Below are 15,763 nucleotides of genomic sequence, written 5' to 3'. Positions count from 1 at the left end.
ACGGACGACTCACATGCCATTCGCACGGTGTTCTTCTGGTCCTATCGAGACCTCAGTGGGGAAGCGGCCCGGCTCTTCCGCCTCCTGGGCTTGCATCTTGGGCCGCGCATCAGTGTCGGTGCGGCGGCTGCGCTGGCCGACGTTCCCATGGCCGTGGCCCGGCGGGTGCTGGACCGGCTCGTATCGGTGCATCTGGTGGACGGAGCCCCCGGCGATCAGTACTCCATGCACGACTTGCTGCGCGTATACGCATCCGAACGCGCCACGGCCGAAGAACCTGCCACCGAACGCGACTTGGCGGCACAACGAGTGCTGGAGTGGTACCTACGCAGTGCGTACGAGGCCAACCACGTTCTCGCACCGCAGCGCCCCAACCCGCCGCTGCCCGATCCGAGGTTCGCGCTGGTACTGCCGGAGTTTCCCCGCTACGAGGACGCATTGGATTGGTGCGAGCGAGAACTGCCAAACCTCGTCGCCGCGACCCGTATGGCCGTCGACCTGGCCGAGTACGAGACCGCATGGAAGCTGCCCGCCGGGTTGTGGAACTTCCTGTTCCTGCGTAAGCGGTGGAGTGCCTGGATCACGTCCCATGAGGTGGGACTGGTGGGTGCCCGTCGGGGCCGGGATCGGCTCGGTGAGGCGTGGCTGCTGAACAACGTGGCCTTGGCCTATCGCGAGCTGCGCCGCTTCGACGAAGCCCGAGTGCACCTGGAACATGCCCTTGCGATGCGTCGAGACATCGGTGACCGAGTGGGCGAGGCGTGGACTCTGACCGCCTTGGGGTTCCTCGACACCGACTTGGGCCGCTTCGACTCGGCGGCTCACCGGTTTCAGGGCACTCTCGACCTGCGCGACGAGATCGCCCAGACCGACGGCGACGACGTCACAGCCCGTGTGGGCAACCTGCACCTCAAGAGCATCGCCTTGGCAAACCTCGGGGTGGTCTTCCGCGAACTGCGCCGCTTCAACGACGCACTCGACCATCTCCGGCGAGCCCTGGACATCGCGAAGGAGATCCACGACCCCCACGGGGAGAGCTACACCCTGATCAAACTCAGCGACACCTACCGCGAGCTGGGCCGGACCGAGGACGCCCTCGCGGCCTCCGCGGAAGCACTCGATATCCGCCGCGACATCGGCGATCGCTGGGGTGAGGCCGAAGTGCTGCACAACCGCGGGCACACCCTTCGCGACAACGGGCAGCACGGAGAAGCCGCGCGGTCGTGGCATCAGGCGGCGGGCATCTTCGACGAGCTCGGCGATCCCCGCGCCCAAGACGTGAAGGCCGCGCTCGCCCAGCTCGCCGACGTACGTGCGGGAACTCCCTTTGACGAAACGGGCGCTCACATGTCTAGGCCGGACTGATCAGGGCCTTCAGGAGTCGATCGAGGAACGCATCAGCGTTCACGGTGGTGACAACCGACACCGGGCTGCGACCTGCCGCAAAGCCATTGGCGATGTGCGCGTCGCTGGACAGCAGCCGCAAGTCGGTCAATGTCTGGCCGCGGGTGTGGACGCCGCCGAGTTCCACCCCGACGATCATCTGCTCGTAGGTCGCGAGGCCAGGATCCACCGTGATCGCGGCGGCCAACGGGTCGTGCAACGTGGCGACGCGCAGACCGAACATGTTCGTGTAGAAGTCCACGTAATGCGCCAGCACCGCCGCGGCGAACTGCGCGCGCGGCTCCGAGGACTCACTCAACGCATCGAGCCACGCGCCGTCGGCGCGGGCGGCTTCCGTGGCGTTGAGCCCCACCAGGGTGAGCGTGAATCCGCCACCAAGAACCAGGTCGGCCGCTTCCGGGTCATGAAAGGCGTTCGCATCCGCGTAAGGCGTCAGGTTGCCCGGGACGCCGACGGCCCCGACCAACACGACGACATTGCGTAGCAGGTGGGGCAGATCAGGTTCCAACAGCAAGGCCAGGGCGACGTTCGTCAACGGCCCCAAGGCCAGCAACGTCAGCTCCCCCGGGTGCGCCCGCGCCAATCGCACCAGCTGCTCCGCGGCGGACTCCCCGCCCACGGTCAGGCGGCCTGCCTGACCGTCGCCGGTAGTGGTCGGCGCGCAGCGCGACGAAAATCCCGTGGCCGATCCGCCCACTCGGATCTACGCTCTTGCCGTGAGTGAGCTGGACGAATCTGGACCAAGCACGGACGCGCTGATCGAACAGATGTTCACGTTCTGGATCCTGCCGCATATCGAGGCGAGCAACCTCGACATCACGCGTGACCAGGTAGTGCGGGCCCTTGTGGTGCTGCATCCGCACGGCGCACCCGAGGTGAAGCTGAACGAACAGGTAAAGCTCCTCGCCACGGTTCAGGTGCATGACGCAGTCGCCTCGGGCGAACCGGTGACCGCAGAGAATGTCGAGCATGTGTCGGGCATACGCCCAGCCGAGATCGAGCCCGACGCCGGGTGGATCGCGTTCACGTTCCTCCCTGGTGGCGGGGGCGCGGTGGCCTCCGACTTCCGCTACAACCGAGACCGCGCGTTCGAACTCCTCAAGCGGGCATCGGAATTCATGATGACCGCCAGAGAGGCACTGGCTGCCGGGCGGCCCGGTCCTGCGGTGGAAACCGCATTGGCCGCAGGTGAACTCGCGGTGACGGCCATGACTTCGCTGCAAAACATCGCCCACAAAGGGCGGAACACCCACGGTTCACGCCAAGCCTGGCTGAACAGGTACACGCACCTCGGGAACGCCCCACAGGATTGGTACAAGGGCGATGAAGGGGCTACTGGAAGCCCAACCATTCGCCCGTTACGGCGATCCGGAAGGAAGCCCTCTACCGTCCGAAAGCGAGCTAGCCGATTACCTCAACCACGTCGAGCGCCTGATTGAACACGCTTCCCAGTACGCCGCAGATCATGATGTCCCCGCCTCATAAACCCCATTCTCGACCCTGAACTGAGAGCATCAGGTGATGAACGACGAGGTACCCAGCTGGGACGCGCTTCGACAACGGCTCACCTGAGCGCCGTACAGTCCGCAAGGCGTCGCAGCCGTTGAGCTGGCTATCGACGAGGCAGAGCGGACGCTCCGCCCGTCGTGGCCAGGTCGTCAGTTCGAGCGCAAGGGCTGGTGGCCCGGCGAGTTCAACCTGTTGACGGCACCCCGCTGGACAGAAGGCAGTGGGACCAGCGCTTCCAGCGCCCCGACGCGGACATCGAGGCCGCCCTGGCGAGACCGGGCGCGATGATCGACTTTCTGTGGGCGGTCAGTCCCCACGTCCACCCCGGCCTGCGGGACTTCGTGAACAGCATGCGCGAGACGTTCCACAGTGCCGCACAGAACTTCGGCGACGAGCTTCCCGCCGACATGTGGAGCACGAAGCGCTGACGACCGGCGGATCAGTGCTTCCGCACGAGAGAGTGCAACTCCGCCAACAGTTCTCCGGCCGCCATCGCCCAAGTCCGCCGGGCGGCCATCTCCTCGCGGAGCACCCGCGCCGCCGCGAACGCCGGCTTCGGGTTGTTCAGCAGAGCCGCCAGCGCGTCACCCCACCTCAGGGAGTCGACCTTCTCCTCGTCGGTCACGGGGATCAGGCGGTTCGTCAGCTCGACGGAGAGGTCGTTCCGTTCCTCCTCCAGCAACGCGCCGAGACCACTGCGCTTGCTCACCAGCGTCGGCACTCCGAGGGCGATCGCCTCCAGCCCGACGAGGCCGAAGCCTTCCGCGCGTGAGGGCATGGCGACGACCGTCGACTGGTGGAGATCCTGCACCAGGGTCGCCGCGTCGGCGGAGTACGGGCGGGCCACGACGCGGAGCGGCACCGCACCCGCCAGTTTCCGAACCTGCTCGACCAGGGCGGTGCCGTCGCCGTCCAGCACACCGCGCAGGACGAGTTCGACTTCGGGATCGTGCGCCCCCCGGTGCGCCAGCGCGTGCCCGAGCGCGCGAGCGAGCAGATCCACGCCCTTGACCCCGGCCTCGCGGACGCTGAGCCGGCCGACGAGCAGGACGCGGACCGTGTCGCTGGGCGGTGGCGGCTCCGCGGCCCGTCCACGGGTGTCGAACCCCGGATCGAGTCGATGCGGCGCCCTGCCGGTCGTGCCCAGCAGCCGGTCACGCAGGTGGTGGTGCAGCACGGGGCCGACACCGATGGCGAGCTCGGCACGTTCCGCGATGACGAGTTCGGCCCTCCACCGCTGCTCGGCCTTCGCCACCCAGTCCTCGTCGCCGGCGTGCTCCTTCACTTGCTCGACGCGGTCCGAGATCACGTGGCAGAAGTGCACGAGTTTGGCCTCGCGGAAGTGGTCATCCACGAGCCACATGGCCGGTTCGCCCGTCTGGCGGCCGTGCCCGATCACCACGTCCGGCACGACGCCGTCGGGCAACCGCGGCGGACGGGACAACGCGCTTTCCGGCGACCCCAGCGCGGGCGGCGGGTGGACCAGGTGCACGCCGAGGGACTCGGCGTGCACGCGTTCGGCTTCCGTCGCGGCCGGAACGGAGCAGTAGACGTCGGCCCCCTGGTCGGCGAGGGCGGCGCAGAGCTCCCGGTTCAGCGTGCTCAGACCGCCGTTCCTCGACGCCCACTCGGTGTTGACGGTCAGCAGCGTCAGCCGCCGTGGCGAGACGCTCGCCTTGTGCAGTGTGGCGCTGACCGCGGGCATCGGCTCCGGTGTCCCCGCGGTGGCGGCGCCGGCACGCAGGCGTGCGGCGTCCTCCATGGCACCTACCTCCTCGTACAGCGCGATGGCGGCGGCCCGGTGGGCGCTCGAGTCGACGGGGTTGCGCGCCGCCGCGGCCGCGTCGCTCATGCCTTCGAACGCCACGGCCTCCTCCCTCGGTGCCTTGCCGTCCCGAGCCCGCTGGATCGCCTGGTAGAAGGTCTCCGTCGCCGCGTCCGGCCGTCGTCGGGCGAGCTGCACCCGCCCGAGCTGGGAGAGCAGCTGGGCGATGTCCCCATCGCGGAAGTCCAGTTCCACGAAGAAGTCGAGCGCCTGCAGGAAACGCTCTTCGGCCTCTTTCCACATGCCGAGCCGGAACTTGCACCGGGCGATGAGGTCCAGTGCGATCGCGGCGTTAAACCGCTGCTCGTGACGCACGTAGAAGTCCCACGCCATCATGCTGTGGCCCAGGGCCATCTCGAAGTTCCCGCTGTCGTACGCGAGCCACGACTGGTTCGCGACGACGTTGTGCTCGCCGAAGGCGTCGTCCGCGGCGACGAACTCCGCCCGCGCACGCGTGTACAACCGCATCGCCTCTTCGTGCTCGTTCAGCTGGCTGCGCGCGAGACCCAGTCCGTTCAGCGTCACGCCGGTGGCCTGGTGGCTCCCGACCCGCTGGGCGGAGTCCAGCGCGATCGCCGAGCAGCCCGCCATGAGTTCCCACTGTTTGCTGGCGTAGAAGTACTCGCGCAGCTGGAAGGCGAACTGCCAGCACTCCTCGTGGTGCTCCCGCGCGTTCATGTCCACCACCAGCGGCAGGAAGTTGTCGACCTCCAGGTCCATCCACAGCTTGGTGGACAGCGCGTCCGGGAACGGCGGGCTGGACACGGCGGTCGCCGGTGGGCTCAGCGGGAGCCGGTAGCGGTTCTCGTTCGCCCTGGCGTTCGCCGCGGCGGCGGTGTGCAGGACGTAGTCGTACAGCCGCCTCCTCCCGGCGGCGGCCTCGGCGGCAGAGATGAACCCGCCCGACGGGCTGCGCAGGTGATCACGCAGCATGTCGTGCAGCCGGTAGGCGTTGTGCGAGTGCCGTTCGAGCATGCCCGACCGGATCAGGTCGTCGAGCACGTCCTCCGCGAGGGCGGGGCTGATGCCCGCGAGCGCGCCGGCCGCGTAGGCGTCCACCCTCGGTCCGGGGTGCAGCGCGAGCAGCGACAGCATCGCCTGGTGCGACTCCGACAGGGTCGCGCAGGACGCCGCGAACACGGCCGCCACGCTGCGTTCGCCGTCGTCGAGTTCGCGGAGCCGGGCGGACTGGTCGGTCAGTCGCAGCACCACGTCCTCCAGGCGCCGGACGGGGTTGTCGCGGAACCGGGAGGCGACGATGCACACGGCGAGCGGCAGTTCGTAGCAGAGCCTGGTGATCTCGGTGATCTGCGCGGGATCGCCGCGGTCCTCCGAACCCGGTGCCATCTCGGCCACCAGGCGGAACAACTCCCCCGCATCCGCCGGTGCGAGCTCCCGCACGTGACAGGTGAGCGTGGAACCCAGGGAACTGAGCGGTTTCCGGCTCGTCACGATCACGGCGGAGCCACCGTTCGACGGCAGCAGGTGGATCACCTGTTCGACCAGGCTCACGTTGTCCAAGATCAGCAGCACTCTGCGGGTGGCGAGCTGCTGCCTCAGCAGCGCCGCGCGTTCGCCGGTGCTCTTGGACACCAGCAGCTCACCGGGCACCCCCAGCCTGCGCAACACCCTGGACAGCGCCTCGTCCTGCGTGACGGGCTGGTTGTCGCGGTGGTAGCCCTGCAGGTCGACGTAGAGCTGACCGTCCGGGTAGTCCTCCCGCATCAGTGCCGCGACCGACAACGCAATCGCCGTCTTCCCCACGCCGGGCAGGCCGAGCAACAGGCACACCCGCGCGGTGTGCGTGTCGTGGTGGCGGAGGTGCCGCATCATCGCGCCCACCTCGGCCTCCCTGCCGATCAACCTTCGCGGGGCGCCGGGCAGGTCGGAGACGAACACGCGCTCGGCCCGCCTGGCGCTGACCGCGCGCACCGCGGCGGCCTGGGCGAGCTCGTCGCCCGTGCCGAACACCCGGTCGCACGCCGCCGCGAACGCGGTGGTGGGCGGTGAATGTCCTTGTTCCACCCTGCTGACCTGAGCCTTGCTGTAGTGGATCAGATCGCCGAACGCCTTCGTGGAGAGGTGACGGGCCATGCGCAGTTCACGCACTCTGGCGCCGAAGTTCTTCGAGTCGTCCACAGCGCCCCTCCTCACGAACGTTCGTCTGCCGCGCCACCAGCAATGATCGGGCACGAACACCCGGTGTGAGCGGCCGGCTACGTTCCAGCCCGTCTCCAATCCGGTTTGTAACGGTGTGGAACGCTGTAGAGGCACCGTCCACGTTGGACTGCTGCTACCAATGGGGACCCTCAACCGCGACAGTGCCAGAGAAGGCGTCGCCGTCATTCGGAGAGGATCCACAGACTTGCGTGACCCAATGTACGACGTGTTCCTGTCGTTCTCCGGCGTGGACCGGTCATCCGGCCGCGAACTGGCCAGGGAACTCCGCGTCACTCACGGCCTGCGGGTCTTCTTCGACGAGGACACCGTCGAGAACTTCTCCGGCATCAACGACACCATCCTCGACGGCCTGCGGGACTCCCGATGTCTGGTCGCCTACTACTCGAAGAGCTACGCGGCCCGCTCTGCGTGCATGCAGGAGCTGATGGCGGCGTTCCTCGCAGGTCAGCGCGAAGGTGACAGCTGCGGGCGGATCATGGTCATCAACCCCGAGCAGACCTACGACCACCTGCGTCCGGTCGAACTCGCCAACGCGAAGTACGTGCGTCCAGGACCCGACGTGCACGCGCTGGCACAGCTGGTGGCCAAGCGCGCCGCCTCCCTCGAAGGCACCACCGGCGCGACCGCGCCGAGTTTCCCCGGCAACTGGCCGGAGGATAGATCGGGGCACCTGAAGAGGTTCGTCGGGCGCTACCGCGAACTCTGGGACCTGCACAGCGCACTGCACGCGACCGGCTTCCCGTTGCTGGCCGAAACCAGGGGCGGCCCGGTCGCCGCCGTGTCCGGTCTCTCGGGCGCGGGCAAGACGGCACTGGCGACCACCTACGCCTGGCGGTTCGCCGCGGCGTTTCCGGGCGGCGTCGAATGGGTGAGCCTGGCGGGGGCGCCGGGCGTCGCTCTCCACGAGCGCTACCTGGGCGAACTCCGTCGCATCGCACGAGCCCGGAAACTGCGCGACGTACCCGACGGGGACCTGGTCGAACGCCTCTGCGACCAGGCCCGGAGCACTCTGTGGATCATCGACGACATCCCCCCGGACGCCGACGTGACGAAGGTCCTGCAGTTGCCGTCCGGCGGCCACACCCGAACGATCCTGATCAGCGAGGCCGATCAGTTCCGCGACACCCTGACGGTGGTGAAGGTGGGCCCGCTGCCGACGCAGGACGCGATCGCGCTGCTCGACGGATACCGAGCACCCGACGACGACCAGGACCGCGTCGCGCGCGACCACCTGATCGGCTGGCTGGGACACAACGCGGGAGCCCTCACCACCGTGGGCGACCACCTGCGTGACCGGCAGGGCCTGTCGTCCTACCTGACCTTCGAGGACGAACTAGCCGCGGTGCCGGAGGTAGCGGAGGCCGTGTTCGCGTATGCGCGCCCGGTCCTGGACCGGATGACGCCGATCGAATCGTTGCTGCTGAAGGTCGCCGACCGAACCGAGCCGACCCTGCCGGCGTCCGCGCTGAGGCGGGAACTCCCGGACGTCAGCCCCACGGATCTGGGCACCGCGCTGAAGTCGTTGCTGCACTGGTCCGCGGCCTCCCGGGAGGGCACCGAGTGGCGGCTGGACCCGTACGTCGTGCACGCCGCGAGCACCTCGAAGGCCGGCTAGCGGCACAACGGTGCGGGCATCTCAGCCCTGGTCCGCCGCGATCCACTCGTTCGCGGCGGTCGCACACCGCTTGAGCGCCGACCGTTCACCCAGATAGCTGTTCGCGATGCCGCCGAGCCCCGGAAGCCTGCCCACCATCGCGAGGCGGACGCGTGTCCGCCGTGCTCAACAGTCCGAACGACCTTTCAGGCGAGCTGGCGGGTTTCGGCGGTCAGCCGTTCACGTTCGACCATCGCGGTTTTCTCTCGACCTGACACCTGCGAAACCGAAGCGATTTCCGCAGGCGCGGCGAAGGCCCTCTCACGACTTCCGCACCGGCGTTCCCCGCTGGTGCGCCTCCGCCTTCGAATGGCAGCCGATCCGAACGTCCAACGGCGTGTTGGCCGTGGTGCCCGAAACCGGTCTGCGCGCCATCAGACCTCCAACGACGCACGCCCCTAAGCTCACCATCGATTCACGCCCCTGAGCGCATGACCGCCAAACCGGCCTTGTTCGCCGCCTCGACCACATCCGCTCGTGCGTTCCCCTTGCCCGCTGCCTGTTCCAGCAACTCGGCCTGCGCCTGGAAGCTCATCTGTCCCCCGTCAGACCTCGATTCGGCGCACTTGACGAACGGGCATGTGCGTTGCCGTCTGTTGCACAGCCTCCCAAGGCTTACTCCTTCAGGCCGATCAGCACTATGCGCAGACGCCAACGCTGGTGTCGCGATCCTCGCCGAACGTGGACGCCCAGCGCTGTCAGGTCGACGAGTTCGAGCCGTAGCTCGGCCGACAGGTTGCGATCCTCGCTGGACGCGGGCGCCCAGCGCTGCACGCTCTCCGCGTCGGCACCGATGCACAGGTCGACGTTGCGATCCTCGCTGAGCGCGGACGCCCAGCGCTGCTTTCCGCGGTGAGGCGAACCTGCTCGGTCACGAAGTTGAGATCCTCACCGAGTCCAGACGCTAACAGGTCCGGTCGCCCGCTCCTTGCAAGGCAAGAAATCTGTCGCTCTCTCGCGGCTTGACTGACGGACGCGCTGAGGTCCAGGATTATTTGCCTACAAGGAGTTCGCGGAGAGTGGCTGGCAGCCGTGTGATGACCCCGGCCTGGTTCGTCAGCGCCGCGAGGTTGCGGTACCAAAGCTCACGGATGCTAGGTGTTGGTTGGTTCAGCAATGTGGACATGCGTTCTTCGAGGAAGCTGATGTCGCCTGGGACGCGAGCTTTCGTCGTGCGGCGGCTGCTGGGAAAGTCGGTCTCGGGCAGCAAGCGATCGTGCGGGATCCATGCGAGGCGTTCGTCAGTCATGGCTGCGTTGACGGAGAAGTAGCATCCCAGAGCGGTTGCGCGTTCGATGTCGTCGCGAGTGCCGTTGAACCAGTGGAGAATCGCCCCAGGATGTGGCTGGCGGGCAAGTACCTCAAGCAGTTCGCTCGTACGGCCGGTGCTATGCAGGGAGAGCAAGAGTGGGCGTCCTGCACAGTGATCGAGGATGAGCTCGAGCGTGGCCAGTTGCGGCGCGAGTGCCGTTTTGCGGTCCAGGCCGATCTCGCCGATGACGACGTGTTGCTCGACTGCGCGTTGCAGGCTGCTTTCCGTTACTGCGGCGACGGAAGAGGGAACGCCTGGGTGTGCGCCATAGCCCCACAGGATGGTGGCGTCAGTGCGGCGGGCCGCTGCGGCGGCTTCCGCTGGGCTGCGGGTCATCGCGAAGATGATCGCGCCGTTGAGCGCCCTGATCTGGGGACCGGTGACATCGGGTGCGATGTGAGCGTGACAGTCCAGCGGCGGCAGGTCAGATGCTGACACGAGCGAGTTCCTCCAGCCCTCGGTCACAGAGTGCGAGCACTGCGTCGAAGTCGGTGCGGGGTGGCCAAAGTCCGGAGGCGATGACGCGGTATTCGTCAAAGCCTGCCGCGGTGGCGTAGGTCCAAGCGGCGATGTCGTGACGACGCAGGTGCAGGAGCCGTTCTCGACTCGTATCAGGAAGTGTGTCGACTAGATACTTAGTTTGGTCAGGTCGCTGCCCGGCGATGAAGGCGCCTCGACGAACGAGGCACGCGATGCAGAGGCCGCAGTTGAGGTTGGCGTTGCCACCGGGTAGGCGACCCGCGTTGGGCTTGGCACAGGACAGGGTGGCGGAGGCCAGGTGCAAATCATCGGTTGAGTCGAGACGCAAGGCCGCAGCGACGAGATCCCCCTTGGTCTGCGTGGCATGGGGATTGGTGATGGTCAGGGTGCCGAGCGGCAGTGCGTTGAGCAACTGTTGCAGGGTGTAAAAGGTCCAGGGATGGGTGGATCGAGTGGTCAGCGGTCCGCCGCGCGAAGGCTCCAATGGTGGGTTGACACTGGTGAAGCCGTTCTCCGGGACTAGAACGCTGGTGGCGCGGTGACCAGATGCCAGAGCGGTGGCCATAGCCATGAACAACAAGGAACGGGTACGAGGGGTCGACTCACGGCGTGTGGTGACCGGCATGAGCTCGTACCAGAGATAGGTGGTGTCCGGTTGACGCTGCAGCAGGGCTGTCTTGATGAAGTTCTGCGCCTTGCGAACTGCCTTGGAGCTGTCACGGTGTGCGAGAAAGATGGTGCTGGCCGCCTTGTCGAGTTGGAGCAACGCACCGCACAGCGAGTCGAGGCCGCCAGAGAGCAGGCTCACCGTGTCGGCAGGTGCTGCGGGGATTTCAGGGCGCTGGTGCTCAGCCGCAGGTTCTGCGGCAACAATGCTGATACGCCATGTGTCCCCGGACAGCCAGTGCAGCAGGTCAGCCAACAGATCCAGGATCTCGTGCGTCCAGACATCCGGATGCTCGACGTGGACGACGATGTGCAAGTCGCGACACATGCCCAACTGCGGACGCGCGACGGTTCGGTCTGCCAGGTAGGCGGCTGCGACGAGTCTCAGGAGATCCTTGGCCACTGGCACGGCCGCCCCAAGCTCAGTCATCGACCAGCCGATGGTCGCGCGCAGCGCCTCCGTCTGGCCAGGCTCAGAGGGCCACAGGTAGACGGAGGCATCGGGGTTCGTGGCCGATGAGCCGGCTGGCAGCAGTTCGAGGATGTTCATCGCGTGCCTCGCATCCGGAAGACGGTGAACACCTTGTGTGCGAGCGCGGCTGCGGAGGACACAAAAGACTGGACGGTCAGCTTCGCCTTCTGTGGCAGTTTCAACTCCTTCACGCTGGCCCGCAGGTACTTCTTGGCCTTGTCCTCGATCTCTTTCGCACGCTGCGGCGTGATCGTGTCGTTGCGACGTTGCGACGTCAGCTCGACGAGCACTTGCTCATAGGCGAGATGCTGGAGGAACACCTCCATTTGCTGCCCGGTGTTCAGAGGCTCCTTGGCCTTCTGGATCTCCACCATCGTGCGCAACGTCGCCGCACGCAGCGCCACCTCGTCTGGATGGCTTGGAGCTCCGAGCAATGTGTCAACGATGTAGGCGCACTTGACCCGCACCGTGGACAAACTGTCCAGATGGCTCAGATCGAGGCCGAGTTCGGCCAGCGCCGCTCGGTCGCCAGCGCGCAAGGCCGAGCCTCCGGCAACCGCAGCGGCACCCCGGGCGGTCTGCCTGCCGAGGTTGCGACCTCCACCTCCGCCAGCCGAGCTGCTAGAACCCCCGCCGCCTCCCGCACCGCCGGCTCGGTGAGGTCGCAGGGAGGCCAACGAATACGACGATACTCCGGGTGCTGGACCTGCGGTCTTCGCCAGGGCCTGCATGAAGGTGTTGACGAATTCTTGAACCTGCGCGTCGGACGAGCTCGCCCCGCCTCCTGCGGCCGCGCCGTTGTACGCGTCGTGAGCATCGTCCCAAGATTGTGAGCCGCTGCCTCCGTACGCACCGGAAGTGCCCACTACAGCCGTACCTCATTCAGTTCGACACGCGCCGCTTCCACCACATCGGGAGTCAGCCCTGGGGTGTCGACGATCGCGCGCAATACGGCAGGGAAGCTGGCGAGGTACACGACGTGATGGGGTTCCAGCCTCCCGAGAACCGCGGGTCGATTCAGAATCCGGATCGCTACGTCGGCAAGGTGCGAGTCGGCTTGACCGATCACGGACAGCGATGAGATCACCGGCTCCAGGTCGGTCAGCCGGGTCAGCTGTTCGCCCAGGCCTTGCACCACGACCTCACGGTCGGCCGGCTCCAGGTCGTTCAGCTCCTGCTGCGCGGCGGCCCGGGTCGCATCGGAAGCGTTGGCCAGTCCTTCGATGATCCGCATGAGCGCACTGGTGACACCGCCACCGAAACGAACATCGCTCAGCAACGTGGCCGCGACGCTGAGATAACGCTCGACCTGCACCTCATGGCTCGTCAACGACGGCTGACTAGCCGCCCACGTCTTGGTCTCCTCACGCACGTTCTCCGGCTGGTCACCGTCGCCGCAGGCCCACTGTTCCCATCCAGTGATCAACACAGCGCGTTCGGCAGCCGGTTTCTGGCTCAGCAGCCGGAACTCCTCCAAGTACCGGATCTCCAACAAGTAGAGCTTGAGCAGCACTTCGAGCTCCAGCTCAGCGCCGCCGGCACGGGCGAGGTGCTCACGCACCGCGAGCGCGTTGAGGAAGCGCTTGATCGCCCGAGGGCTGCGCCACACGTCAGCGCCGAGTCCGGTGGCGATCCGTGCCGCCAAAAGGAGGTGCTCGCCCTGCGGACCGGGAGATCCGTCTTCACTGGCGAGAACGTAAGGTGCTCGGCCTTGCAGGCGGCGTTCGCGCGCCGCGTCGATGACGTGGCGGAACTCCTCCACCGTGAACTGCTCAGCGCTCTTGCACAGCAGCAAGGCGATGTAGGCCTCTGCTTGTTCCACCGAAAGCATCGGCAGCGAGATCGGAAGCTGGATGATCTTTTCAGTGTACAGCTTGGCGAAGCCACCGCGAGCGGCACCTTCCAGCTGGACTCCGATCGCTTCTCGGATGAGATCCTCGTCGGCGGCCAGAACGAACGCCATCCGCCGCACTGACAGAAACAGTTTGATGGCCTCAAGTGTCGCCATGATCGTCGGAGGAAGACAGCGGTCAAGATCGTCTACCAGCACCACCACCTTGTCGATGCTTTCCACTTCCTGCATCAACGTCTCGAACGCTGCCCGGAAGCCGGCCATGCCCTGGACACCGGTGTCGCCGGAATCCTCGTCCTTCGGCTTGGGCGTCAGAGCCTCGACAAGTCCTTTGATGTCAGGCGAGAAGGTCACAGCGCTCGTCACGAGCACCTGCGCCACACGCCCCCAGGCGATCCGCCGACGAAGCTCCCCGAGTCGCTCAACCAACCGTTCACGCTTCGACAGTTCCAAGTCCGTCGATACGACACGACTCTGCAGTTCGTCGAGCACTCGGGCGATCAGTGTGCCGCGCAGGTCGTCGGCATTCTCAAACTCCCACGGATCGATCCTCACGACGACCACGCGGCCGTCATTTGAGAACCGATCAGCAAGAAGATTCAACGCGGTCGACTTCCCACCGCCCCAGGCGCTGTGGATCCCCACCGTTACCGGGTCCAGACCACCCGTCGTGACCACTGCAGCCACAGCCTCAGCCACCGCGTCGAACCCGAGCAGATCGAGGAACGCCGGGTTGTCGTCGAACAGAGGTGTGGCGAATACCGCCTGCGATCCAGCGTTCGTCACCGGCAACTCCAATGATTACTACCGCACCGACGGGGTTCAGGACTCTAGACGCCGTACCGCTGCTCCGTGTTGAACCAACATCCAACAACGTGGGTTCACGCAGGTCGACGCTCGTCCGACACCGTTCAGCAAGTTCACCCGTTCGTGGCGGCGGCCCTGTGAGGGCTCCCACAGCGCTCATCCCACGCCCAAGTCGAGCCCGACACTTCACCCGTTGCGGAGAATCCAAGATCCACACGTGTGCCTTCCAGACGCGGCGCTGCGATCCGGCGAGGTCTGTTTCGTACCGGGTTTGATGGAGACTGCAGCCACGCGGTCAACGTCTCGGCGGTGCGGTCGGTGAGCACGTCGATCGGGCGGCCGGACTCGATGTCGACCAGTACCGTGCCGTAGATATGCCCGCGCCGCAGGGCGAAGTCGTCGACGCCCAGCACCCTCGGGGTAGTGGCCGGCGGATCCGGCAGCGCCCGCACCAGCCGCAACAGCGTCATCCGGTTCACGGCGACGGCCACGTGGGCGGTCAGCCGTGCACCGGCCCGGCCGCCGAGTGCCAACGCGATGCGCTGCAACACCAGGCCCAGGCCGACACTGCGACGGCCGTGCTTGGTGGTCAGGGCGCCGCGCTCACGGGGTCACCCGGTTCATTACACCTGGTCGATCACCCATCGAGCTCAGGAGACTTTCAAGCATGGTCCGAGAGGACCTGCAGGGAGTCTTTCCCATGGCAGCACCCTAAGCACCCTGACGAGTTACAGGCTCGTCCGGTCGTCGCAATGTGCACAACGGGCTGACGAGTGCCCGCCGAGTCGCATGATGTTGGGCGGCCACTGTCACCCGAGCGGCCCAGCACAATCGACTGCGGCCGGAGTGTGGCGAGCCGGGGCGAACAGGCGAGTCGGCAGTCAGGACTGCCCGAGCGCTGTCACCGCCGCGGCAGGTCACGGTGAAGCCCTGGTCGTCAGTCACCAGGTGGTCGCTGTCCAGCGCGGGCGTCCCCGCCCCGCCCCGCCCCGCTGACCACTCAGAGGGTCGATGCGTTGCCTCGCCGGAGGTTTCCGGCCGAGCCACCGCCCAGGCCCTTGGTCCCTCATGTCCTGCCCACTAGGCCATGGACGCGACGAGATCGTGCAGAGGAGCCGGATCGCGTTGAGCCAGGTAGCGGTAGCTCTGCGGTGGCTGGAAATGGGCGTGTCCGCGCAGCCAGGTCAGTGGGTAAGGGTCCGGCAGTTCCCGTGGTGCACTGATGGTCAGACAGGTTGCCGTCTCGGCGCCGGTAAGGTAGGCATCGAACTCAGCGCGGGTAATGCCAAGGGCGCGGCGGTGCCTCCGCCACAACGTGCTTGGGCGCGCTGTGTCGACCGCGGCGAGGGTAGCGAGTCCAACGACCGACATCACTGGCGCGCTGGCATAGATGATGACAAGCGTGCCCGGCAGTGCGGCGACGCGAGTGCGTCGGAGTTCGACCGTCTTCGTGCCTTCGAGGATGGCCTTGGCGAACCTCGGACGAAGTGACATGAGCAACGGACGGTCGTCAGTACGTTCGTCGGCGGGCTTCGTCACGCGCGGTGACATTACCCTCCTAGCCCTGCCGTCTCGATCATCGGGTCCGGCCGTGTCCATAA

Annotated in this window: 12 protein-coding genes; 4 read left to right on the top strand and 8 right to left on the bottom strand. The window is 66.7% G+C overall.

What is annotated here, in order from left to right; translation table 11 throughout:
* Window positions 1-27 precede the first annotated feature (27 nt).
* Window positions 28-1,365, top strand: a complete 1,338-nt coding sequence (locus ACUZ2Y_RS00525) for a tetratricopeptide repeat protein (RefSeq protein WP_476325797.1) — start codon at window positions 28-30, stop codon at window positions 1,363-1,365.
* On the opposite strand, the gene ACUZ2Y_RS00520 is transcribed toward ACUZ2Y_RS00525, so the two are convergent.
* Complete coding sequence (locus tag ACUZ2Y_RS00520; protein WP_476325795.1) at window positions 1,352-2,101, bottom strand: nucleoside hydrolase; 750 nt, start codon at window positions 2,099-2,101, stop codon at window positions 1,352-1,354. The genes ACUZ2Y_RS00525 and ACUZ2Y_RS00520 overlap by 14 nt on opposite strands.
* Window positions 2,102-2,120: 19 nt before the next feature.
* Here ACUZ2Y_RS00520 and ACUZ2Y_RS00515 point away from each other — a divergent pair, with 19 nt between their 5' ends.
* Both ACUZ2Y_RS00515 and ACUZ2Y_RS00510 read left to right on the top strand, forming a co-directional pair.
* The gene (locus tag ACUZ2Y_RS00515) at window positions 2,121-2,843 is read left to right on the top strand and encodes a hypothetical protein (RefSeq protein ID WP_476325793.1); all 723 of its coding nucleotides are present in this window, start codon (window positions 2,121-2,123) and stop codon (window positions 2,841-2,843) included.
* 240 nt (window positions 2,844-3,083) lie between these two features.
* Window positions 3,084-3,341: a hypothetical protein gene (locus tag ACUZ2Y_RS00510; RefSeq protein ID WP_476325791.1), complete on the top strand. Its 258-nt coding sequence runs from the start codon at window positions 3,084-3,086 to the stop codon at window positions 3,339-3,341.
* An 11-nt stretch (window positions 3,342-3,352) separates the two neighbouring features.
* Here ACUZ2Y_RS00510 and ACUZ2Y_RS00505 read toward each other — a convergent pair whose 3' ends face one another.
* On the bottom strand, window positions 3,353-6,877 hold the full coding sequence (locus tag ACUZ2Y_RS00505) for a glycosyltransferase (protein ID WP_476325789.1): 3,525 nt from the start codon (window positions 6,875-6,877) through the stop codon (window positions 3,353-3,355).
* Window positions 6,878-7,103: 226 nt separating this feature from the next.
* Between ACUZ2Y_RS00505 and ACUZ2Y_RS00500 the strand changes: the two genes are divergently transcribed.
* Window positions 7,104-8,534, top strand: a complete 1,431-nt coding sequence (locus tag ACUZ2Y_RS00500; protein ID WP_476325787.1) for a toll/interleukin-1 receptor domain-containing protein — start codon at window positions 7,104-7,106, stop codon at window positions 8,532-8,534.
* A 1,030-nt stretch (window positions 8,535-9,564) separates the two neighbouring features.
* Here the strand turns inward: ACUZ2Y_RS00500 and ACUZ2Y_RS00495 are convergent.
* From ACUZ2Y_RS00495 to ACUZ2Y_RS00470, 6 genes are all read right to left on the bottom strand, one after another.
* Window positions 9,565-10,323 carry a TatD family hydrolase gene (locus ACUZ2Y_RS00495; RefSeq protein WP_476325785.1) on the bottom strand — a complete coding sequence of 253 codons (759 nt, stop codon included), beginning with the start codon at window positions 10,321-10,323 and terminating at the stop codon, window positions 9,565-9,567.
* Window positions 10,310-11,581, bottom strand: coding sequence for a hypothetical protein (locus ACUZ2Y_RS00490; protein ID WP_476325783.1), 1,272 nt, complete (start codon window positions 11,579-11,581; stop codon window positions 10,310-10,312). Before ACUZ2Y_RS00490 ends, ACUZ2Y_RS00495 begins: the two co-directional genes overlap by 14 nt.
* The gene (locus ACUZ2Y_RS00485) at window positions 11,578-12,042 is read right to left on the bottom strand and encodes a hypothetical protein (RefSeq protein ID WP_476325781.1); all 465 of its coding nucleotides are present in this window, start codon (window positions 12,040-12,042) and stop codon (window positions 11,578-11,580) included. The genes ACUZ2Y_RS00490 and ACUZ2Y_RS00485 overlap by 4 nt, the downstream gene beginning before the upstream one ends.
* Before the next feature lie 326 nt (window positions 12,043-12,368).
* Window positions 12,369-14,141: a KAP family P-loop NTPase fold protein gene (locus tag ACUZ2Y_RS00480; RefSeq protein WP_476325779.1), complete on the bottom strand. Its 1,773-nt coding sequence runs from the start codon at window positions 14,139-14,141 to the stop codon at window positions 12,369-12,371.
* Between the two features lie 134 nt (window positions 14,142-14,275).
* Window positions 14,276-14,713: a transposase gene (locus tag ACUZ2Y_RS00475; RefSeq protein ID WP_476325777.1), complete on the bottom strand. Its 438-nt coding sequence runs from the start codon at window positions 14,711-14,713 to the stop codon at window positions 14,276-14,278.
* 529 nt (window positions 14,714-15,242) lie between these two features.
* Entirely contained in the window at window positions 15,243-15,701 is a 459-nt protein-coding gene (locus tag ACUZ2Y_RS00470; protein WP_476325775.1) for an ASCH domain-containing protein, read from the bottom strand.
* Between the last annotated feature and the right edge of the window lie 62 nt (window positions 15,702-15,763).

The sequence above is a fragment of the Actinokineospora sp. UV203 genome, from assembly GCF_056323665.1.
This window is presented reverse-complemented; position numbering and strand designations above follow the sequence as displayed.